The organism is Candidatus Allofontibacter sp. (assembly GCF_040404065.1).
Classification (GTDB): Bacteria; Pseudomonadota; Alphaproteobacteria; order Pelagibacterales; family Pelagibacteraceae; genus Fontibacterium.
This window is the reverse complement of the sequence record NZ_JBBAJM010000001.1, coordinates 24,753-44,948: the sequence shown is the minus strand read 5'-3', so window position 1 is coordinate 44,948 and position 20,196 is coordinate 24,753. Positions and strand designations below refer to the sequence as shown.

General features: G+C 31.0%; 25 protein-coding genes. 18 read left to right on the top strand and 7 right to left on the bottom strand.

Annotated elements, in window-relative coordinates:
* Window positions 1-19: 19 nt before the first annotated feature.
* The 4 genes from AC8IG9_RS00235 (at window position 20) to AC8IG9_RS00220 (ending at window position 1,985) form a co-directional block, all read left to right on the top strand.
* Window positions 20-214, top strand: coding sequence for a hypothetical protein (locus AC8IG9_RS00235; protein ID WP_507424817.1), 195 nt, complete (start codon window positions 20-22; stop codon window positions 212-214).
* Between the two features lie 97 nt (window positions 215-311).
* A complete protein-coding gene (locus tag AC8IG9_RS00230; RefSeq protein ID WP_507424816.1) occupies window positions 312-1,163 on the top strand; it encodes a D-amino acid aminotransferase in 852 nt (283 codons plus the stop codon).
* A 76-nt stretch (window positions 1,164-1,239) separates the two neighbouring features.
* Complete coding sequence (locus tag AC8IG9_RS00225) at window positions 1,240-1,656, top strand: hypothetical protein (RefSeq protein ID WP_507424815.1); 417 nt, start codon at window positions 1,240-1,242, stop codon at window positions 1,654-1,656.
* Between the two features lie 2 nt (window positions 1,657-1,658).
* Window positions 1,659-1,985 carry a DUF4190 domain-containing protein gene (locus AC8IG9_RS00220; RefSeq protein ID WP_507424814.1) on the top strand — a complete coding sequence of 109 codons (327 nt, stop codon included), beginning with the start codon at window positions 1,659-1,661 and terminating at the stop codon, window positions 1,983-1,985.
* 31 nt (window positions 1,986-2,016) lie between these two features.
* On the opposite strand, the gene AC8IG9_RS00215 is transcribed toward AC8IG9_RS00220, so the two are convergent.
* On the bottom strand, window positions 2,017-2,985 hold the full coding sequence (locus tag AC8IG9_RS00215) for a GDP-mannose 4,6-dehydratase (protein WP_507424813.1): 969 nt from the start codon (window positions 2,983-2,985) through the stop codon (window positions 2,017-2,019).
* 26 nt (window positions 2,986-3,011) lie between these two features.
* Here AC8IG9_RS00215 and AC8IG9_RS00210 point away from each other — a divergent pair, with 26 nt between their 5' ends.
* From AC8IG9_RS00210 to AC8IG9_RS00200, 3 genes are read left to right on the top strand one after another with little or no spacing between them, the layout of a single operon-like run.
* The gene (locus AC8IG9_RS00210) at window positions 3,012-3,719 is read left to right on the top strand and encodes a glycosyltransferase (protein WP_507424812.1); all 708 of its coding nucleotides are present in this window, start codon (window positions 3,012-3,014) and stop codon (window positions 3,717-3,719) included.
* A 5-nt stretch (window positions 3,720-3,724) separates the two neighbouring features.
* Window positions 3,725-4,105, top strand: a complete 381-nt coding sequence (locus tag AC8IG9_RS00205) for an MAPEG family protein (protein ID WP_507424811.1) — start codon at window positions 3,725-3,727, stop codon at window positions 4,103-4,105.
* Window positions 4,106-4,120: 15 nt separating this feature from the next.
* Window positions 4,121-4,585: a glycine zipper 2TM domain-containing protein gene (locus AC8IG9_RS00200; protein ID WP_507424810.1), complete on the top strand. Its 465-nt coding sequence runs from the start codon at window positions 4,121-4,123 to the stop codon at window positions 4,583-4,585.
* A gap of 1 nt (window position 4,586) precedes the next feature.
* On the opposite strand, the gene AC8IG9_RS00195 is transcribed toward AC8IG9_RS00200, so the two are convergent.
* Together AC8IG9_RS00195 and AC8IG9_RS00190 are read right to left on the bottom strand one after the other, a co-directional pair.
* A complete protein-coding gene (locus tag AC8IG9_RS00195) occupies window positions 4,587-5,075 on the bottom strand; it encodes a DUF1993 domain-containing protein (RefSeq protein WP_507424809.1) in 489 nt (162 codons plus the stop codon).
* A 14-nt stretch (window positions 5,076-5,089) separates the two neighbouring features.
* Window positions 5,090-5,311: a DUF6356 family protein gene (locus AC8IG9_RS00190; protein ID WP_507424808.1), complete on the bottom strand. Its 222-nt coding sequence runs from the start codon at window positions 5,309-5,311 to the stop codon at window positions 5,090-5,092.
* A gap of 133 nt (window positions 5,312-5,444) precedes the next feature.
* Here AC8IG9_RS00190 and clpB point away from each other — a divergent pair, with 133 nt between their 5' ends.
* Window positions 5,445-8,033 carry an ATP-dependent chaperone ClpB gene (gene clpB, locus AC8IG9_RS00185; protein ID WP_507424807.1) on the top strand — a complete coding sequence of 863 codons (2,589 nt, stop codon included), beginning with the start codon at window positions 5,445-5,447 and terminating at the stop codon, window positions 8,031-8,033.
* Here clpB and AC8IG9_RS00180 read toward each other — a convergent pair.
* Window positions 8,030-9,160 carry a lipid A deacylase LpxR family protein gene (locus AC8IG9_RS00180; protein WP_507424806.1) on the bottom strand — a complete coding sequence of 377 codons (1,131 nt, stop codon included), beginning with the start codon at window positions 9,158-9,160 and terminating at the stop codon, window positions 8,030-8,032. The two genes, clpB and AC8IG9_RS00180, sit on opposite strands and share 4 nt — an antisense overlap.
* An 81-nt stretch (window positions 9,161-9,241) precedes the next feature.
* On the opposite strand from AC8IG9_RS00180, the gene AC8IG9_RS00175 reads away from it, so the two are divergent.
* Both AC8IG9_RS00175 and AC8IG9_RS00170 read left to right on the top strand, forming a co-directional pair.
* Window positions 9,242-9,403: a hypothetical protein gene (locus tag AC8IG9_RS00175; protein WP_507424805.1), complete on the top strand. Its 162-nt coding sequence runs from the start codon at window positions 9,242-9,244 to the stop codon at window positions 9,401-9,403.
* A gap of 116 nt (window positions 9,404-9,519) precedes the next feature.
* Window positions 9,520-10,956 carry a protein adenylyltransferase SelO gene (locus AC8IG9_RS00170; RefSeq protein ID WP_507424804.1) on the top strand — a complete coding sequence of 479 codons (1,437 nt, stop codon included), beginning with the start codon at window positions 9,520-9,522 and terminating at the stop codon, window positions 10,954-10,956.
* A gap of 2 nt (window positions 10,957-10,958) precedes the next feature.
* Here the strand turns inward: AC8IG9_RS00170 and AC8IG9_RS00165 are convergent, their stop codons facing one another.
* Together AC8IG9_RS00165 and AC8IG9_RS00160 are read right to left on the bottom strand one after the other, a co-directional pair.
* Complete coding sequence (locus AC8IG9_RS00165; protein ID WP_507424803.1) at window positions 10,959-11,432, bottom strand: polyhydroxyalkanoate synthesis regulator DNA-binding domain-containing protein; 474 nt, start codon at window positions 11,430-11,432, stop codon at window positions 10,959-10,961.
* Complete coding sequence (locus tag AC8IG9_RS00160) at window positions 11,433-13,292, bottom strand: PHA/PHB synthase family protein (RefSeq protein WP_507424802.1); 1,860 nt, start codon at window positions 13,290-13,292, stop codon at window positions 11,433-11,435.
* Window positions 13,293-13,491: 199 nt separating this feature from the next.
* Between AC8IG9_RS00160 and AC8IG9_RS00155 the strand changes: the two genes are divergently transcribed.
* The 6 genes from AC8IG9_RS00155 to AC8IG9_RS00130 all read left to right on the top strand — a co-directional run bounded on the left by AC8IG9_RS00155 (window position 13,492) and on the right by AC8IG9_RS00130 (window position 18,261).
* A complete protein-coding gene (locus AC8IG9_RS00155) occupies window positions 13,492-13,947 on the top strand; it encodes a phasin family protein (protein ID WP_507424801.1) in 456 nt (151 codons plus the stop codon).
* A 151-nt stretch (window positions 13,948-14,098) separates the two neighbouring features.
* Complete coding sequence (phbB, locus tag AC8IG9_RS00150) at window positions 14,099-14,821, top strand: acetoacetyl-CoA reductase (RefSeq protein ID WP_507424800.1); 723 nt, start codon at window positions 14,099-14,101, stop codon at window positions 14,819-14,821.
* Window positions 14,822-14,846: 25 nt separating this feature from the next.
* The gene (locus AC8IG9_RS00145) at window positions 14,847-16,043 is read left to right on the top strand and encodes an acetyl-CoA C-acetyltransferase (RefSeq protein WP_507424799.1); all 1,197 of its coding nucleotides are present in this window, start codon (window positions 14,847-14,849) and stop codon (window positions 16,041-16,043) included.
* A gap of 8 nt (window positions 16,044-16,051) precedes the next feature.
* Complete coding sequence (locus AC8IG9_RS00140; protein ID WP_507424798.1) at window positions 16,052-16,801, top strand: enoyl-CoA hydratase/isomerase family protein; 750 nt, start codon at window positions 16,052-16,054, stop codon at window positions 16,799-16,801.
* A 92-nt stretch (window positions 16,802-16,893) separates the two neighbouring features.
* Window positions 16,894-17,277, top strand: a complete 384-nt coding sequence (locus AC8IG9_RS00135) for a phosphate-starvation-inducible PsiE family protein (RefSeq protein WP_507424797.1) — start codon at window positions 16,894-16,896, stop codon at window positions 17,275-17,277.
* 15 nt (window positions 17,278-17,292) lie between these two features.
* Window positions 17,293-18,261 carry an FAD-dependent oxidoreductase gene (locus AC8IG9_RS00130; protein WP_507424796.1) on the top strand — a complete coding sequence of 323 codons (969 nt, stop codon included), beginning with the start codon at window positions 17,293-17,295 and terminating at the stop codon, window positions 18,259-18,261.
* Window positions 18,262-18,281: 20 nt separating this feature from the next.
* On the opposite strand, the gene AC8IG9_RS00125 is transcribed toward AC8IG9_RS00130, so the two are convergent.
* Window positions 18,282-18,467, bottom strand: a complete 186-nt coding sequence (locus AC8IG9_RS00125) for a YgaP family membrane protein (protein ID WP_507424795.1) — start codon at window positions 18,465-18,467, stop codon at window positions 18,282-18,284.
* 82 nt (window positions 18,468-18,549) lie between these two features.
* Between AC8IG9_RS00125 and AC8IG9_RS00120 the strand changes: the two genes are divergently transcribed.
* Window positions 18,550-18,927 (top strand): LexA family protein, encoded by a 378-nt coding sequence (locus tag AC8IG9_RS00120; RefSeq protein WP_507424794.1) that lies wholly within the window; start codon window positions 18,550-18,552, stop codon window positions 18,925-18,927.
* Window positions 18,914-20,191 (top strand): Y-family DNA polymerase, encoded by a 1,278-nt coding sequence (locus tag AC8IG9_RS00115; protein WP_507425896.1) that lies wholly within the window; start codon window positions 18,914-18,916, stop codon window positions 20,189-20,191. The genes AC8IG9_RS00120 and AC8IG9_RS00115 overlap by 14 nt, the downstream gene beginning before the upstream one ends.
* Window positions 20,192-20,196: the final 5 nt, after the last annotated feature.

Here is a 20,196-nt window from a genome sequence, read left to right as displayed (position 1 = left end):
TGTGATATCATAAGATTCTATGGCAACATACGAATGTCCAAAATGCAAAATGTCCGCGAATGTAACTTGTGGAAAATGTGATGCGCCCCTTAAAGATGCTTCACTTAAATTAGATAATGGACAAAAAGTACAAATTTGCGAATGTCCAAACGGTCATGGAAAAATTAAAAGTCCACTGTGCTGTGGCAGTGATATGACTTGTTCAATCACTTAAAAATTATTTACTTTTCAAATTTTTTTGAATTATCAACAATTATTGTGTATTTAAATTTAATCATTTGATTTAAGAGTTTTTTTATAAAAATATTTATATGAGACAAGTTTATATTAATGGAGAATTTAAGAGAGAAGATGAAGCAAAGGTCTCAATCTTTGATCGATCATTACTTTTTGCAGATTCTGTATACGAGGTAACCTCAGTTCTCGAAGGAAAATTAATAGATTTTAAAAATCATATGAAGCGACTAGATCGTTCTATGACGGAGTTAAAATTTAAAAAATTATTAAACCATGAAGAAATTTTAACATTCCACCGAAAGCTTCTTGAATTAAATAATATTAAAGAAGGACTAGTTTATTTACAAGTGACGAGAGGAGTTGCGGATCGAAGTTTTGATATGCCAAAAGAACAAATCCAACCAACTGTTTTTGCATTTACTCAAGAAAAGAAGCTTATGGATTCTCCAAATGCCAAAAATGGAATTAAAGTTATGACGTTAGATGATTTAAGATGGAAACGTTGCGATATTAAAACAACTCAACTGCTTTACCCAAGTCTTGCAAAAACTGAAGCAACAGAAAAAGGCTTTGATGATGCTTGGTTTATTAGACAGGGCTATATTATGGAAGGATCTTCTAATAACGCATGGATTGTTAAAGGAAAAATTATTAAGACCAGACATTCAGATCAGCTTATTTTAAGCGGGATCACAAGAGATGCTGTTATGAATTGTGCAAAAGAATTAGGTTATGAAGTTGTGTACAAAAATTTTTCTTTACAAGAAGCGCAATCAGCAGATGAAGCATTTATTACTTCAGCAACTGCATTTGTGACGCCTGTTATTAAAATAAATACTTCTCAAATTGGAGAAGGTAAGCCTGGAAAATTTGTTACAGCACTTCGTGTTGAATACATCAAAGAAGCAATTAAGAATTCAATTTAAATCTTAAGTTGTAATCTAAATATAATAATTAATAGATATTTTTGTAAAAATTTAATATCAAGGGTTCGTAAGATTTATGAAAATTGATATTAAAATTGACACTAAAGATTTAAAATTTGATAAGGGGCAATTAATTGTTCTTGTCTCAACAGGAGTTGCATTTATTTCCTTATTCTTCCCTTGGGTTAATGCTGGATTTATTTGGGTTAATGCTTTTCAAATTCAAACTTTTTTAATTATGCTTCTTTATATTTTGCCAGTGTATCAAATATTTAAAAGAAGAAGATTTTTTTTAGATCCAAGTCATAATTTTATTGTGGAAGTCGGATCTGGAGCCTTGGCTGCATTTTTAACACTTATTTTTATTTTAACTCGTACTACTTTTATTTTTGGTCACAGTGTTAATTTAGCAGGAACAGGAAGTTATATATTTTTGCTTGCTTCTTTAGCATTAACGTATGGTTCTTATTTAAATTATCAAGAAAGCAAATAATAATGGCTAAAAAAGATCCACATAAAATTGTTGAACATCGAGTTACAACTGAGTTGCCGCCATTACATGTAATGGGAATGATTTCTTTTGCGATTTCAATTTTAGGTTTGTTCTTGTCTTATGTTATTCCGTTTTTACTCCAGATTATTGCATTAATTTTAGGGCACATGGCTCTTAAAGATTTTAATAATCAGCCAGGTCGTTATTCTGGAAAAGGCTTCATTACAGCAAGTTTGATTATTAGTTATGCTATTATAGGCCTTTATGTTTTGGTGTTTAGCACTTTTGCTTTAGGTTTTTTAAAGTTACTAGGTCTTTTATCTAAATAATTTTTAAAAGAAACATTATTAAATAAAATTTTTATTTAATATTATTTATTAAATAATATCTAACAAGCTTTTTTACTATTTGAGTACCATTTATTTTAGGAATATTTTTATATTTTAATTTTAAATACTGAATATTTGCTTCAACTGATGTAATTTCTTTTTTTCTATAAAAATTTTTATCTTCTATAATATATTTTCTCCAATCTAATTTAAAAAATTTAAAAGCTTCATTTAATAATTTTTTTAGCGAATAGGTCTTTCCAGTTGCAATAATAAAGTCATAATTTTTACTATGCATATATTTCCATATATATTTTACATATTCTTCGCACCAACCAAAATCTCTTTTTATATTAAGATTTCCAAATTTAAAAAATATTTTCTTATTTTGACTGGTCGCTACTTTAGCTTGGATTGCCGATAAACAAATTTTAGGAATAACAAAACTATTGGGTCTTATATAAGACTCGCAATTAAAGATAACTCCATTATAAAGCTCTAAATTAAATTTTTTTCTGTATTTTCTTACTAAATTATAAGCTTTTAATTTTGCTTTTCCATAAGGACTAACGGGTCTTTTTTGAGTATGAATTGTAATTTTATCTTTAATATTACCAAACATTTCAGATGAAGATGCATTAAAGAATTTTGCATCAATATTTAGTTGAACCAGAATATCTAATACATTTTTACAACCATCAAAATTTGATTTTAATGTTTCTTTGCTCTTTTTAAATGATTTAAAAACAGAACTCTGTGCGGCTAAATAAAAGATATAATTTGGTTTTATATTTTTTAAGTAAAAATAGATTTTTTTTTTATTATAAATATCCAGCTTTATAAAAGTGATTCTATTTTTAAAAATATTTTTGAAAAATTTAATTTTAGTACTATGAATGTTTCTAGAAGTTATATATATTTTAGTTGTATTATTTAGTAATAATTTTGATAAATAAAATCCAAATTGACCTGTTCCACCAATAATAAAAACTTTATTCATAATCAATTTTAAATTAACTTAAAGATATGTTAAAAAAAAGTTTAATATTTACAGCTACCTACAATGAATTTCCAAATATTAAACTTTTGCTTAATAAAATAGATAAATTAAATATATCTTTAGATATATTAGTTGTAGATGATAATTCCAAAGACGGAACTCTAGAGTTTTTAAAAAAATATTTAAAAAAGAAAAAAAAAAATTTTAAATTAATTATAAGAACTAAAAAGTTAGGACTGGATTCTGCTCATAAATTAGCCTTTGATTATGCTAAAAAAAATAAATATAGAAACTTAATTACAATGGATGCAGATTTATCGCACGATCCAGCTGTTATTAGGAAATTTATTAAATTATTGCAGTTTAAGCCTTTTGTTATTGGCTCGCGCTATATACATGGAGGCAAATGCGATTTAGAAGGATTTAGATTTTATATTAGCTATTTTGGTAATTTCTTTATTAAATTTTTTTTAAATATTAATTCTAACGAATTTACGACGTCTTATAGAGGTTTTGATCTTAAAAAATTATCAAAATTGAATATAAATGAAATTAAATCTAAAGGTTATAGTTTTTTTATGGAAACAATCTTTAAGATTCATAAATTAAATGTTCCAATATATCAGATACCTATTCATTTTAGCTCTAGATACAGCGGTAGTTCAAAAATTTCAAAAATAGAAATCTTTAGAACTTTTTTTAATGTTTTAAGACTTAAATTGCTTTATAAATAGTAAATATGTTCAGTATTTCAGTTTTATTTACAATTATTTTTATAATTTTTTACTTAGTTCTTACAATTTTTACTATCAAAATAAGAAAATCAACAAGGATTGCCTACGGCGATGGAAATAATAAAAAATTAATTAGAGCTATTCGAGCTCATGGTAATTTTTTTGAATTTACTGTTTTTTTTATTATCTCTTCTTTTTTATTAGAGGCATTAGACGCGGATGCTATTTATCTTTTAGTTGTAAATATTTTATTTGTACTTGGACGCGTTTCACACGCTTACAGTATGTTTAAAGAAAAAATAAAATTTAGAGCAATAGGTATGATAGCTACTCTACTTATTTACACACTGAATAGTTTTTATCTACTTTATTTATATTTTCGTTAAACAAAACAAAAAAATATGAAAAAAATATTTTCTTCTTTATTAATTATTCTTTTATTAAATGCCTGCGGAACAAACCCAACTGTTGTTTCAGGTGATGATGCTCAGAAATTATTAACTACACAAATAGCAACGGTTGTTGATGTTGTGCCAGTAACTATCCAGGGAAAAAACTCAGAAGTTGCAGCAGGTGCTGGAGCTGTTCTTGGAGGAGTTGCGGGAAGAACGACTGAAGGCAAATATAGAGAATTAGTTACTGTTGCAGGTGCAATTTTTGGAGCGGTGATTGGCTATTATGCTCCAGTTAAATTAGGTGAACACAATGGATTTCAGTACACTTTAAATCTTGAGAAAGAGACAAAGCCATTAACAGTGATCCAAGGTTCAGCTGGTAAAGATGATACAGGATTTAAAGTAGGTCAAAAAGTAACGATCGTATTTGGTAAAGACGCCGTTCGAGTTTTGCCAACCAATCTAAAATAATTTAGCCTAAATAATCTTTTTTCCCAATTTCAACACCATTGTGTCTAAGTAGATTATAGGCAGTCATAATGTGAAAATAGAAATTTGGAATAATCCAAGTTGCAATATAATCCTCAGCTTTAAATTCAAAGTTATGCTCTCTGATTGAAAATTTAATCTCTTTTTGCTCAGTTCCTTTTAATTGTTCAGGTTTAATTTTATTTAAGTATTCTATGGTTTGTTTAATACGATTTTGCAAATCCGAAAAAGAATTTTCTGAATCATTAAGATTTAATAATTCAATACCAGCAATTCTGCCAAAGCCATGCCTGACTTGATCTGTGGCAATTTGAATTTGTTTTATTAGATTAAACATATTTGGAAATAATCTAGCTTCCAATAAAGCTTTAGGTTCGATTTCTTTGGCTTTTGCATGATCTTCTGCTTTTTTTAAAATAGCAGATGTGTTAGTAAGCATTTTTTTAAACTGGGCTATTGAGTTTTGATACATAGACATGATTTTATTTATTCTTTCATTTGTTGGTTAATTCTATTTTTTTCAAATTTGTCATTCATTCTCTTAATTCTTCTGCTGGTAGTGTATTCGAACCACGCTGGATTGATAGCGTGAACAAAGGCAGTAACGAAGGACCAAAGACACTTTAGGCCAATTTTCATCGCAAAAATCATGTGTTCAAAGTAACCTTTGTTTGCAAGCTCAAGATGTCTTTTAATTTTATTGAACATTATTAATTATTACCCATATTATATTCCTATCTACTTAATAAGTATCAATTTTATAGAATTTCAAGGGGTTAGCGTTCTTTTTTATTTTATAGTCATTATTGAAAGTGCATAAAATCATAACCATATAGTTATTATGGATTTGAATAAGTTTACAGAACGATCAAAAGAAATACTGAATTCAGCTCAGGTTTTAGCGATGATGCAAAATCATCAGCTATTACAACCAGTGCATTTATTAAGCGGAATCATTGACGATGATGATACTGCGTTATTATTACTTACCCCAGCAGGACTTGATCTGAAGGTTGCAAAATCAGCCATAGAAAAAGAATTAAAAAAAATACCTGCGGTTACTGGAAATTCAGGTGGAATTAGCGCATCAAAAGAATTCGTAGTTACCCTTGAAGAAGCTAAGAAAATTTCAAAACAAAAAGGCGATGAATATGTTCCAGTTGAAAATATATTCGAGGCCATACTTGCAACCGATAAAAACTTATTAAAATTACTACAAAATAATGGATTTAATTTAAGTAAATTTAAATCAGTACTTGAGACAATGCGTAAAGGTCAAAAAGTGACTAATGCAAATGACGATGCAAATTATGAGTCGTTAAAGAAATACACAATTGATATTACAGAGAAAGCAAGAAACGGAAAATTAGATCCAGTAATTGGCCGTGATGAAGAAATTAGACGTGCTATTCAAGTTCTTTCACGAAGAACTAAAAATAACCCAGTTTTAATTGGAGAGCCAGGAGTTGGTAAAACAGCAATCGTTGAAGGACTTGCTCTTAGAATTGTAAACGATGACGTTCCAGAAAGTTTAAGAGGCAAAAAATTATTAGCTTTAGATTTAGGTTTGTTAATTGCGGGCGCTAAATTTAGAGGTGAATTTGAAGAAAGATTAAAGGCAGTTCTTAAAGAAATTACTGCCCAACAAGGTGAAGTGATAGTGTTCATCGATGAGATGCACACTTTAGTTGGAGCAGGCGCAGGCGATGGATCTATGGATGCATCAAACATGTTAAAGCCAGCTCTTGCACGAGGAGAACTGCATTGTATTGGAGCGACTACGCTTGCAGAATATAGAAAGTATGTAGAAAAAGATGCGGCGTTAACTAGAAGATTCCAACCTGTATTTGTAACGCAGCCTTCTGTTGAAGATACCATTTCAATTTTAAGAGGACTTAAAGAAAAATATGAAATGCACCATGGAGTGCACATTTCTGATAACGCACTTGTTTCAGCCGCAGTACTTTCAAATCGCTACATTACGGATAGATTTTTACCGGATAAAGCAATCGATTTAATGGACGAAGCATCTAGCAAACTTCGAATGGAAATAGATTCAAAACCAGAAAATATTGATGAGATCGATCGAAAAGCTATTCAGTTTAAAATTGAAAGAGAAGCTTTAAAAAAAGAAGATGATTCACTTTCAAAAATTAGATTAAAAGAATTAGATGAGAAAATTGCTGAATTAGACAAAAAATCAGCATCGCTTACAGAGGTATGGGCGAAAGAAAAAAATCAGATTCAGTCGGTTCAAAAAATTAAGGAAGAAATTGAACGTAATAGAGTCTTATTAAACAATTATCAGAAAAAAGGCGACCTTACAAAAGCGAGCGAGATTATGTATGGCAAACTTCCTGAATTAGAAAAAAAATTAAAAGAACAGGATAAAGGATCTGTTGGACAGTATAAAACTTTAAACAAAGAAGTAGGTGAGAATGAGATTGCAGCTGTGGTTTCTAAATGGACAGGAATTCAAATTGATAAATTATTAGAAGGAGAAAGACAGAAAGTACTTTCTATGGAGAAAGTAATCTCAACTAAAGTCATTGGTCAAAAAGAAGCTATTACTTCTGTAAGTAATGCAGTTCGAAGATCAAAAGCTGGAATCCAAGATCCAAATAGGCCCCTTGGTTCATTCCTTTTTTTAGGACCAACGGGAGTTGGTAAAACTGAATTAAGTAAAGCGCTTGCATCATTTTTATTTGATGATCAAAACGCAATGATCAGAATTGACATGTCGGAGTATATGGAAAAACACTCTGTGAGCAGATTAATTGGCGCCCCTCCAGGATATGTGGGTTACGATCAAGGTGGTTCCTTAACAGAGTCTGTTAGACGAAGACCTTACCAGGTAATTTTATTTGATGAAGTTGAAAAAGCTCATCCAGATGTATTTAATATTTTCCTACAGATATTAGATGATGGAAGATTAACAGATGGTCAAGGCAGAGTAGTTGATTTTAAAAACACAATTATCATTTTAACATCCAATCTTGGCTCAGAATTCATTCAAGCGAATAAGAGCGATAAGTTAGATGAAAGAACAAAAGAAAAAGTAATGGAGGTTGTTAAAAAATCTTTCAGACCTGAGTTTGTAAATAGATTAGATGACATCATTGTTTTCGATAGACTTCAAAAAGAAGAGATTAAAGAGATTGTTAAGATCCAAGTGAACAATTTGAAAAATATCTTAAAAGATAAAAACTTAACTTTTTCAATCACAGACAACGCTGTAGAATGGTTAGCAAATAAAGGATTTGACCAAGAATATGGTGCTAGACCTTTAAAAAGAGCGATCCAAAAATACATTCAAAATCCAATTGCAAATTTAATCTTGGATATGAAAGATAAAAAATTAGATCAGATTAAGATTGATGTGGATGGTGATCAGTTAGTTTTGAATAATAAAATATTCGCAATCAATTAAAAATCTAAGCCGACTGTAATTGACACGTATCGGTGAATTCTTTTTTGTTCTTCAAACTCTTTTGATTGAATTACTTGCATTGCAACGAGTTTTAAATTTTTATCATTGTGAATTGGGATAAGAGAGCTTATTCCATAAGATAATTTTCCAACTACGGGCTTTTTATTTACGTGATGATTGTTTTCTAAAAGATTACCATCTAAAGAAAAATCATAAGCAACACCTGTTAATTCAGTTAGTGCAAACAAGTGGGCCCCTAATGGAATAGGTAAAAGCAGATCTCCTTTATCAACGCAAGAATCAGTCTTTCCAGATGGAATTGTTCCTGATGCAGGCGCGGTATTATCACAGCCCGAATAATCGGCAGCGCTACCAAAATCATTTGGAATATTTAGTCCGTATCTACCTTCAAGACCAACGTTTACTGAGGTTGAAATATTTCCAACTTTAAAACCATAAAATCTTATTAAATCTTTTGAAATGCCAGGCGTATAAGTATTTTGCTGCAAATCCGTTTTAATTTTTCTTTCAAACATATACATAAGTGCTGGTTCAGTTCCTAACTGATTATCCCAGCCCGAAGCTCTATAAACATCAAAAGCATCATGAACAATATTTTGAGATTGTCTTACAAAGGAAAGAGGACCTATTACCCCAAGTGTAAATTGTTTAGAATCTAATACCTGTGTGTCATTAGAATGATCTCGGTGTCTTTCATTCACCCCAACGTCTAAAGCGACAATCCCAGAATAAGGTCTATCATCCCTAACAAGAGTTGATGTTTTGTCATCAGTTGGTGTGTACATTCTTTGATAAGCGTTAAAGTAAATATTTTTTGAAATTCCCTCTTCTTTTTTAAGAATGTTACCATCAAGGAATGATAAAATTTTTCCATGCAGCTGCATAATAGTAGGTAAACACTCATTTCCAGTCGTTGACTTAAAATCGTGGGTCACACCAGAGAAAATGACGCCACTGGTATAATTGGCGTCTTGGTTGTTAAAGTAGTCGTTTTCTATTCTAAAATTATAACTTTTAAACTTTAGTTGATCGTCAACCAAGCAATCTGCAAACGCAAATGTGCTTTGAAACAAAAAAATAACAATAAGAATTACTAAACTGCGCATTTTAAAAAAATTAATACAACTTTCACAATTAAGACACAAATTGTTCATGAATTTATTACATTTGCAATCTATATAGCTCGCATGAACACAAAAGTTGAAACATTAAGAGTAGTAGGTCCTAACACGGATGAGCTTGCAATTACTTTAATAGGTGCTGCAAAGCTTGTTGGTTTAGTTGTGGCACTAGCATTTATTTTAGGTGCGCCAGTGTTACTAAACGTTGTGACAAAAGGAATACTATAATTATGATACCGTACTCAGATTCAGAGTTAGAATTTTTAAATAAATAAGTAATAAATCTTAAAAATTTAAAGTCTCCCTAAAGCATTTATTGCTCTTTTATGATATTATTCAATGTCATGATTGGTTGGAAATTCGATAATAGCTATGCTCACCTTAACGAGTTGATGGTGACAAAGACTTATCCGGTCTCTGTTAAAAATCCAAAATTAGTTGTTTTAAATTATGGACTTGCAAAAGAGTTAGGTTTAGATTTTTCAAATCTTACGGAAAAAGAACTCGCAGATCTTTTCACAGGAAACCAATTACCCGAAGGTTCAGAACCACTAGCACAAGCTTATGCCGGACATCAGTTTGGACATTTAAGTATTTTAGGTGATGGTAGAGCCATAGTTTTAGGTGAACATATTACTCCAACCGATGAACGCTTTGATATTCAGTTTAAAGGATCAGGAAGAACTGCTTATTCAAGAGGTGGTGATGGTAGAGCAGCATTAGGTCCGATGTTGCGCGAATATATTATTAGCGAGGCCATGTATTACTTGAATATTAAAACAACACGAAGCCTTGCTGTTGCAACAACAGGTGAAAATGTAATTAGAGAAAAAATTTTAAAAGGAGCTGTCCTTACTAGAGTTGCAAGAAGTCATATTCGAGTTGGAACCTTTGAATATATTGCAATTAAAAAGGATTTAGAGTCTTTAAAAAATTTACTCAATTATTGCATTAATCGTCATTACCCAGAATTAAAGATTGCAGAAAATAAAGCATCTGCTTTTTTGACCGCAGTATTAGATAGGCAAATCCAATTAATAACTGATTGGATGCGAGTTGGATTTATTCATGGCGTGATGAATACGGACAACATGGCAATTTCAGGCGAGACTATTGATTACGGCCCTTGCGCTTTTATGGATACCTACAATCCAGAAACTGTTTTTAGTTCAATTGATGAGCATGGCAGATACTCTTTTCAAAATCAGCCAGGTATTGCACAATGGAACCTTGCAAGACTTGCAGAATCATTAGTTCCTCTTTTACATCAAGATCAGAATAAAGCTGTTGAAATAGGCGAGACAATTATCGAAAGTTTTAATCGTAAGTTCAAAACAAGTTACATGCAGATGATGAGAAATAAACTTGGAATGTTTGAGAGCAGAAAAGAGGATGAACAGTTAATTCAAGATTTATTAAATCTTATGTTTGAGAATAAATTTGATTACACCAATACTTTTATAAGTTTGATGCATGAAAATAATCCAGAAATATTTAATAATGAACAATTTAAAGAATGGCATAAACGTTGGAGCGCTCGTTTGATCACTGCAAACAAACCTTTAAATTCATCTCGTGAGATCATGAAGCAAAATAATCCGGTGATTATTCCAAGAAATCATAAGGTCGAAGAGGCTCTAAGTGCCGCAAATGATGGAGATTTAACTGTAATTGAAAAATTATTATCAGCTTTAGAAAACCCTTATGCACATAGAGAGGATATTAAAATTTATCAAACTGGATCTAATGACCTTAAATACAAAACGTTTTGCGGAACTTAAAATTATTTTTGATTTTTAATTTCTTGAACTTCTTTTTTAAGTTTATCGATTTGCGTCATTAAATCATCGATATTTTTGTCTTCTTTAGGTTGAGGTGCTTTCGTTGAGGTACCTTGCGCAGGATTAAAGAAATTAAAATCCATAAAATTTGGAAAGCCTTTAGTAAAAATATTATTAGTGTTAGCTGAATTCATAGTGTTTGTTAAAAAATCAAACATCATGTTATTTTTTTTATTTTCGTTGAATAAAATAATTTGTTTTAAGATATGAGCTGGAATTAAATTAACACCTGCGTTTTCTTTTTCTAAAATAATTTGTGTTAGAATACTAGGGGTGATGTCGCTTTGTGTATCTACGTCAACTACTTTAAAATCTACTTCTTTTTTGATTAACGCAACAATGTCATCAAGGGTAATATAAGCACTAGTTTCAGTGTTATATAATCTTCGATTTGAATATTTTTTAATTTCTATCATTTATTGTTTTACGTATTGACCAGGAGCTTCATACAGTACTTCAAAATTTTTTGCATTAAGTTCAGAAGGTTTTTTAAATTCACCAGAGTTAACTGAAAGCCAAGTTATCCATGTTTGCCACCAAGAACCATCTACTTTTTTTGCGACGTTGTACCATTCGTCTGCATTTTTACCTTTTTCAAATTTCGCTGTGTAATAATAAAGTTTTCCAGGCTTTACTTCACTACCTTGAATAATTCCTGCGATATGACCTGAGTTTGCTAGTACAAAATTAATATGAGAATTGTAAGCCCCTAAGCCCTGATGTACTGATCTCCAAGGCGCAATATGATCTTCTGTTGTTGCAACAGAGAACATAGGAGTGTCAATTTTTGCTAAATCAATTTGCACATCGCCGATTTTGTACATTTTTTTAACAACCAAATTGTTTAAGTACATGCAGCGTAAATATTCTGAATGCATTTTTTCAGGCAATCTTGTGGAATCAGAGTTCCAGTGCAGCATATCAAATGCTGTCGGTTCATTACCTAAAAGATAGTTATTCACCACATAATTCCAGTACAAATCAGAAGGGCGTAAGAAATTAAAAGCAGCCGCCATATCCTTACCATCGAAGTAACCAGTTTTTTTCATTTGATTTTCAATACTTTTGATTTGTTCTTCGGTGATAAATATTGAAAGTTCACCAGGATCTTCAAAATCAATTAAACTTGCAAAATAAGTAGCGGTAAAAATTTTGTATTTGTTGGGCACATCTTTTAAGTAAGCAAGGGTAAGTGATGCTAAGGTTCCACCCACACAGTATGAGGCGATGTTTGTGCCCGTGGATCCTGTTTTTTCACATACCACTCTTAATGCTTCTAACACTCCATCTTCAATATATTCTTTAAAAGATAAGTTTCTTGAACTTGCATCAGGATTTTTCCAAGAAATTAGAAAAGTATTAAATTTTTTATCAACTAAGTATTTCATCATAGATTTTTTGTCATTCAGATCCATAATGTAAAATTTATTAATAAAAGGCGGGATCACTAACATAGGTTTTGAATATTGTTGATCCGTTGTTGCATCATAATGAATTAGTTCAAACAAATGATTTTTGAATATAACTTTACCTTTGGTCGTTGCTAAGTTTCTGCCAACCTCAAATTCACCTTCTTTTGATTGTTGAATGAAAAGTTTGTTAGGATGTTTATCAAAATCTTTTTTATAATTGTCATAACCTTTTTTTAAATTCTCTCCTTTTTGTTCCATAGTTTTTTTCAAAACTTGTGGATTAGTAAAAGCAAAGTTAGAAGGTGACATCGCGCTATTTATTTGTTTTAGATAGAACTGCATTAATTTTTTATCTTTGGGATCTTTAAACTCAACGTTCTCAATTAAATTATTTAAAAAGCTGGTGCTGATTAAATAAAATTGTTTTATAAAATCAAAAAATAAATTGTCTTTCCATTCCTCACCAGCAAATCGTTTGTCTGAACTTTCTTCTTTCACAGGAGGATTTGCAATCCCACCCGACGCCTTAGTCATGAAATAAAAATTTAAATTTGCAATCTGTGAAACCCACTTATTAAGGTTGTCGAAATAGATATTGGGGTTTTGTTGGATCTCAGCTTGGAAATGCTGAAATGAATTTAAAATTTTAGTAACCGTTGGTGCAATTAGATTAGACAAATCATTTGCAGTAAAATTACTGCTCTGATTATTAAAATTAAATGTAGGAAAATTATTTTGTCCCTGACCTAAATTTTTAAATGACTCTACGTATTGATTGTAAATTTTTAGATTATTTTCAAATACTGAAGATAGGTCTTCAAAGTTAATCTTTTCCGATTTCTTATCGTTGTTTTGTTCTGTCATTTTTTTACCGATAATAGCCCAATAATTATGATTAGAGCAATGACCTATATGTGCTTATGCAATATTAATATATTGCAAGTGCGTAAGAAATAATGCATATAAATCAACAATTTAGTCTAATAATTCATTTTAGCACTTGTATTATGTTGCGTTGCAACATAAATATACCTCATTAAATAAAATAAATAAGGAGTAAATAATGATGGCAAATATAAACAATCCTTTTGAATTCTTTGATTTTCAAAAGATGTTGGCAGCTTTAAAAGTACCAACAGTAGATGGTAATTCTGAGAATTTAATCAATGCTCAGAAAAAAACTTTAGAAACATTTGCTAATGCATCTAAAGTATTATTTGAAGGCTACAACACGCTTGCTAAAAAGCAAATAGAAGTACTTAACAAAGCTATTTCTAGCGTTAAAGATGCTACTTCTGAATTAGCTAAGGGAAATCCTCAGCAATCAGCTAGCAAATCAATCGAATTGATACAAGAATCAATCGTTGAAGCTCAAAATATTGCTAACGACTTTTCTAAAATTACAGAAAAAACTGCTAAAGAATCTTTTGAAATCTTAAACAAAAGACTTTTAGACGGTTTAACTGAACTTAAAAAAGTAGTTGAAGAAGAAGGTAAAAAAGCTTCTGTTAAAAACTAATACTAGTTTTTAACGAAAATTTAGAGGGTTTGGTTTCAAATATCCCCTTATTTCAGCCAAACCACTCTAAAATCTAGCAGAATCTCCCTAGTATTTTAAAAATCACTTTAGTATAATTTTCCCCATATTAATTGGTTGGGGAGACCTTAACATGTCAAAAGTTGCTTTAGTCACAGGCGGTGCAAGAGGAATTGGCGCTGCTATCGGAAAAAAATTAAAAGAAGATGGTTATAAAGTTATTGCTACTTACGTAGGCCTTGATGAACCAGCACAACAATTTTCAAAAGAAAATGGAATTGAAGTTTATAAATTTGATGTGGCTTATTTTGAAAGCTGCAAAAATGGAATTGCTGAAATTGAAAAAAAATACGGTGATATTGAAGTTGTAATTAATAATGCAGGAATTACTAAGGATCGTTTTTTACATAAAATGACCCCGGAGGAATGGAATGCAGTTATTGATACAAATTTAAATTCTCTTTTTAATGTTTGTAGAAACGTAATTGAAAAAATGCGTGCTAAAAATTTTGGAAGAATTGTGTCCATCAGTTCAATTAATGGTTTGAAAGGTCAAGTTGGACAAACAAATTATTCAGCTGCAAAAGCGGGCATCATTGGTTTTTCAAAAGCTCTTGCATTAGAGAATGCAAATAAAGGAATTACAGTAAATGTTATTGCACCAGGTTATGTGGGAACTGACATGGTAAAAAAAATAGATCCTACAATTTTAAAGGGGATTGTTTCTCAAATACCTGTGGGTAGACTAGCAGAGCCTACAGAAATTGCCGCCTTGGCAAGTTATCTTGTAAGTGATAAAGCAGGCTTCATTACAGGCGCTACCTTTTCAATTAATGGTGGCCAGTACATGCAGTAACAATAAAGAAGGAAAAATTAATATAATGAATGATAACGACATAGTCATAACTAGTGCAGTCCGAACAGCAGTTGGTTCTTTTGGAGGATCTCTGTCATCATTAACAGCTCCGCAATTAGGTGCTCACGTAATTAAGAAATCTATAGAAAATTCTGAAATCAAACCCCAAGACGTTGATATGGTCTACATGGGACAAGTTTTAACAGCAGGCGCTGGACAAAATCCAGCACGACAAGCAGCAATGCACGCTGGGATTCCAGCAGATAAAACTGCAACAACAATTAATCAAGTGTGTGGTTCTGGACTTGCATCCGTTGCCCTTGCTTATAATTCAATTAAATGTGGTGATGCAAATATTGTGATCGCTGGCGGGCAAGAAAGCATGAGCAACTCTCCTCACTTTATTAATATTAGAAACGGCATCAAAATGGGTGATGGAAAATTACAAGATACAATGATCATTGATGGTCTGTGGGACATTTATAATCAATATCATATGGGAGTTACTGCAGAAAACGTTGCACAAAAGTATCAGATTACTAGAGAAGCCCAGGACACTTTTGCATCTGCGTCACAAAGAAAAGCAATTGATGCAATTAAAGCAAAAAAGTTCAAAGATGAAATCGTGCCGATCACTGTAAAAATTAAAAAAGAAGATGTTATTTTTGATAAAGATGAATATCCAAAAGATGGCACGACCGTTGAAAAACTTGCTAATCTAAAACCAGCTTTTAAAAAAGATGGCACAGTAACAGCAGGAAATGCATCAGGAATTAATGATGGTGCCGCTGCACTTTGTTTAATGTCAGGCAAAACTGCAAAAGCTAGAGGCATTGAACCCCTTGCAAAAATTGTATCATGGGCACAGTGCGGGGTAGACCCAACTATTATGGGAACAGGCCCAATACCAGCATCAAAACTTGCACTAAAAAAAGCAGGTTGGGGTGAAGATGAATTAGATTTAATAGAAGCAAACGAAGCATTCGCTGCACAAGCAATTGCAGTGAATAAAGAAATGGGTTGGACCGTTGATAAAGTAAATGTGAATGGTGGTGCCATTGCAATAGGCCATCCAATCGGCGCATCAGGTGCTCGAATTTTAACAACGTTAATTCATGAAATGATCAAGACTCATTCTAAAAGAGGACTTGCCACTCTTTGTATTGGTGGCGGAATGGGAATTGCAATGTGTATCGAACGTAATTTTATCGATCATAAATAATTTCCTTAATGGAATTTAAAAATATCAAGGCAAGAACAGAAAAAGCTATTGGCTTTATTCAAATTGATAGAGCGAATGAAAAAAACTCTCTTGATATCGAAACTTCAAAGGAAATTTTAACAGCATTACAAAGCTTTGATCAAGACAAAGCAATCGTTTGCATTGCAATTGAAGGAAATACAAAACTTTTCTCACCCGGTGCTGATATTAAAGAATTAAGTACTTTAAATAAAAAATCAGCAATGGAGAAAAAACTCTTTGATGCTTTTGATGAAATTCATAATATTCAAAAACCAGTGATAGCATTAGTTGAAGGTTACGCTTTGGGAGGCGGGATGGAACTTGCACTCATTTGCGATTTTATTATTGCATCAGAAAATGCAAAGTTTGCTCAACCTGAAATTAATCTTGGCGTTATTCCAGGAATTGGTGGCACACAAAGACTTAAGCGTTACGCAGGAAAATATAATGCTAACTTTTTATGTATGACGGCTGAAATGATCACGGCACAACAAGCACAAAATATGGGAATTGTAAGTGTCGTACTAAAAGCTGATGAATTTAAGGAAGGTGCTATTAAAATATTAAAATCACTTTCTGAAAAACCACTTTCAAGTTTAATTGAGATTAAACGCTTAATTAACAAAGAAGCATCACTAAAGGATGAAAGACAAACATTTTACAAACTTCTTGATAGTGACAATAAGAAAATAGGTATCGATAGTTTCTTAAATAAGAAAAAACCAGAGTGGAAATAATACTTTGTTTCAAATTTTTTTATTGAAAGCGTGAATGTGCGTTTCAATGCTATTGTTGCATAGATAATTGAATCAAGTTATAGATTTTTCACATGGATAAATTGATCAAAAATATACAAACTGTTGGAGCTTTATTAATATTTGCTGCAACAATTTTTGCATTTGGAATCGAAATTAAAAAAATGATCGTTAATTTAGATGTTCAGCTTGCAGATCTTTTATTATTATTTATTTATTTAGAAGTTATAGGGATGGTGCTAAGTTTTTATGGAAGTCATCGTATTCGCCTTACTTACCCATTATTTATTGCAATCACTGCAATCGCTCGATTAATGATTTTACAAAAAAAGGATATTGAGACCTCATCTTTATTATACGAGGGAGGAGCTATGTTGTTAGTAGCTCTCGCTATCTTCGTTTTGCGCATGCGCAGAAGTAAATTAATTAAAGTTGATTTGGATAAAGACGATATTTAATTAATTAGCTACCAATTGATAAAAAATATAGCAATTATCGGCGCAGGCTTTTCAGCTGGCATTCTCAATTATTTTCTAAAAGAAGAAGTAGATTTTTACGAAAAATCTAGAGGTGTTGGTGGTCGATGCTCAACAAGAAAAGTTGACGATGTAGGTTTGTTTGACCACGGCCTTCAATATATCCAAAATCCAGATCATGAATTTAAAAATATCTTAGACAATCATTCGATATGGCAGGGAGATTTCAAAATTTTTCAAAATAATAAAGTTCAAAATGAACTAGATAAAAAAGAGAGAATTATTAATGTGGGTGGTAATAATCTTTTAGTAAAAAACCTGTTTAAAAATAAAAATATTTTTTTAAATAAAGAATTAAAAAGTATTGAAAAAAAATCAGATTATTTTCATCTAACCTTTAATGATGGCACTGAAAAAGATTATAAAACTGTGATTATTACAGCCCCTTTTCAACAGACATATAATTTAACAAAAGAATATACGGAGCATTATTTTTCTAAATTTAATTATTCAACGCAACCTAATTTAACACTGATGGTTGCATTTAATAAAAGTTTGAATCTTAACCTAAGCGCTATTAGCTTTGAGGACGATGATGTTTTAGGATTTGCAGCCAATGAGAATACAAAAAAGAGTGATTTGATCAATAAAAATTTAGAACTTTGGACTATTCAATCCTCACTTAAATATGCTCTTAAAAATATTCAGGAATATAGAATTAACAAAAAAAATTTAATTGATGAAATGTTAAAAAATTTTTTAACGAAATTAAAATTAGAAATAAAAAAAGATAATATATATTATACTGATATTCACGGTTGGCTTTACGCTTATAATTTAAATTCGGACGTTCCTAATTGTTATTGGGATAATGATTTAAGACTTGGCATTTGTGGAGATTGGTTTTCAGGATCTAAAGCGCAAAATGCTTTTTTAAACGCAAAACTTTTAGCTAGTAAATTGTAGCTAAAATTTTTTTTAACTATTTATTTTTTACAAGTATGAATGCGTAATAGGGAATAGGCAGGACAGAATTGAAATACTCCGCTTACAATAAAACCAATCGCAAGCCATCCCCAAGGACCTATAATATTAAATGCTGTGAGACTTACAATTATTACTCCAATAATAATTCTTCCAACTCGATCGATGCCACCAACATTAATTCTCATATTTTTTTTTTATAAATTAATTTTAATCCCGCGTTGACTTCACTATATCTATTCGTTAGAACGAAACAAGAACATATTTACTATGAAAATACCAGTAATATTGCAGAAAGTTTCAGCAGGATTTCCATCCCCAGCAACAGATTATGTTCAAGATGAAATTGATTTAAATAGCGAACTTATCAAAAATCCTCCAGCAACTTTTCTCATTCGCGTGCAAGGAAATTCCATGACTGAGCATAAAATTATAAACGGAGATTTGTTAGTGGTGGATCGAAGTTTAAATTTAAAAAATGATTGTATCGCAATTATTAATTTTAATAACGAATTAGTCGTAAAAAACATCATTAAAGAAAATAATAATTTTTATATCAAAAACAAAGAAGACAAGACTTTAATCAATGAAAACTCAGATATTAATGTTTGGGGGATCGTCACTTATATTATTCATGCAACCCATTAATAATCGAATTATTGCTTTAGTGGATTGTAACTCTTTCTACGTTTCCTGTGAGAGATTATTCAGACCAGATTTAAAACGAAAACCGGTTGTGGTTTTATCTAACAACGATGGCTGCATTATCTCAAGATCAACAGAAGCTAAGCAAGTTGGCGTTAAAATGGGGGAACCTTATTTTAAAGCAAAACCTTTAATCGACAAATACAAAGTATCGGTGTTTTCATCTAATTATGAATTGTACGGAGATATGTCGCGACGAGTGATGAAAATTTTAAAAAACTTTTCACCTGATATTGAATTTTATTCAATTGATGAAGCTTTTTTAGATTTAACTAATATTAAGATGGATAGTGTGGAAGAGTATATTTTAAATATTAGAAAAATTATTTTAAAATGGACTGGTATTCCCGTATCTATTGGTGCTGCAAATACTAAAACACTTGCAAAAATTGCAAATCATGTTGCAAAGAAGAATAAATTAGGCGTTGAGGAATTTATCTCCAAAGATAAAAATTACATAGATGATGTTTTAAAAACATTTCCAGTCCAAGAAGTTTGGGGTATCGGCAGACAACTTTCAAAATTCTTTAATAATAATAATTTTTATAATGCGCATCAGTTAAAATATGTTGATAATTATTGGGTTAGAAAAAATAGTAGTGTAGTTGTTTTAAAGACTATCCATGAACTAAACGGTGCTTGTTGTTTTCCATTAAATTTTCAATATGTAGCGAGAAAAAATTGTTGCGTATCGAGATCTTTCGGCAAAACTATAACTGACCTTAATGATTTAAAAGAAGCAGTAGTACAACATTGTATGACTGCGGCAGAGCGAATTAGATCTGAAGGGTTAATTGTAAAATCTGTTTATGTATTTATTAAAACAAGCAGATTTAAAAAAGATTACGTATCACGCGTTCAAAAAATAGACATACCCATTGCAACGAATAACACTTTAGAACTTGTAAACTTATGCGCAAAGGCTTTAGAAAATATTTATATTAAAGGTTATTTTTATAGCAAAGCGGGTGTTATATTCTCGGACCTTAAACCTAAAGATCATTATGAGAAAAATTTATTTTCAGACCAAAATTTAAATTTAGATCATTTAATGAAAGTGATTGATCAAACGAATAGTAAATTTGGTAGAGGTGCCGTGACTGTTGCGGCTGCTAGATTAAATAATAACTCTAAAATGAAACGCCGTTATTCCTCTAAAATTGACACTTCTTTTATAAAACTTGCCCCAACAGTTAGAGCGCATTAATTATT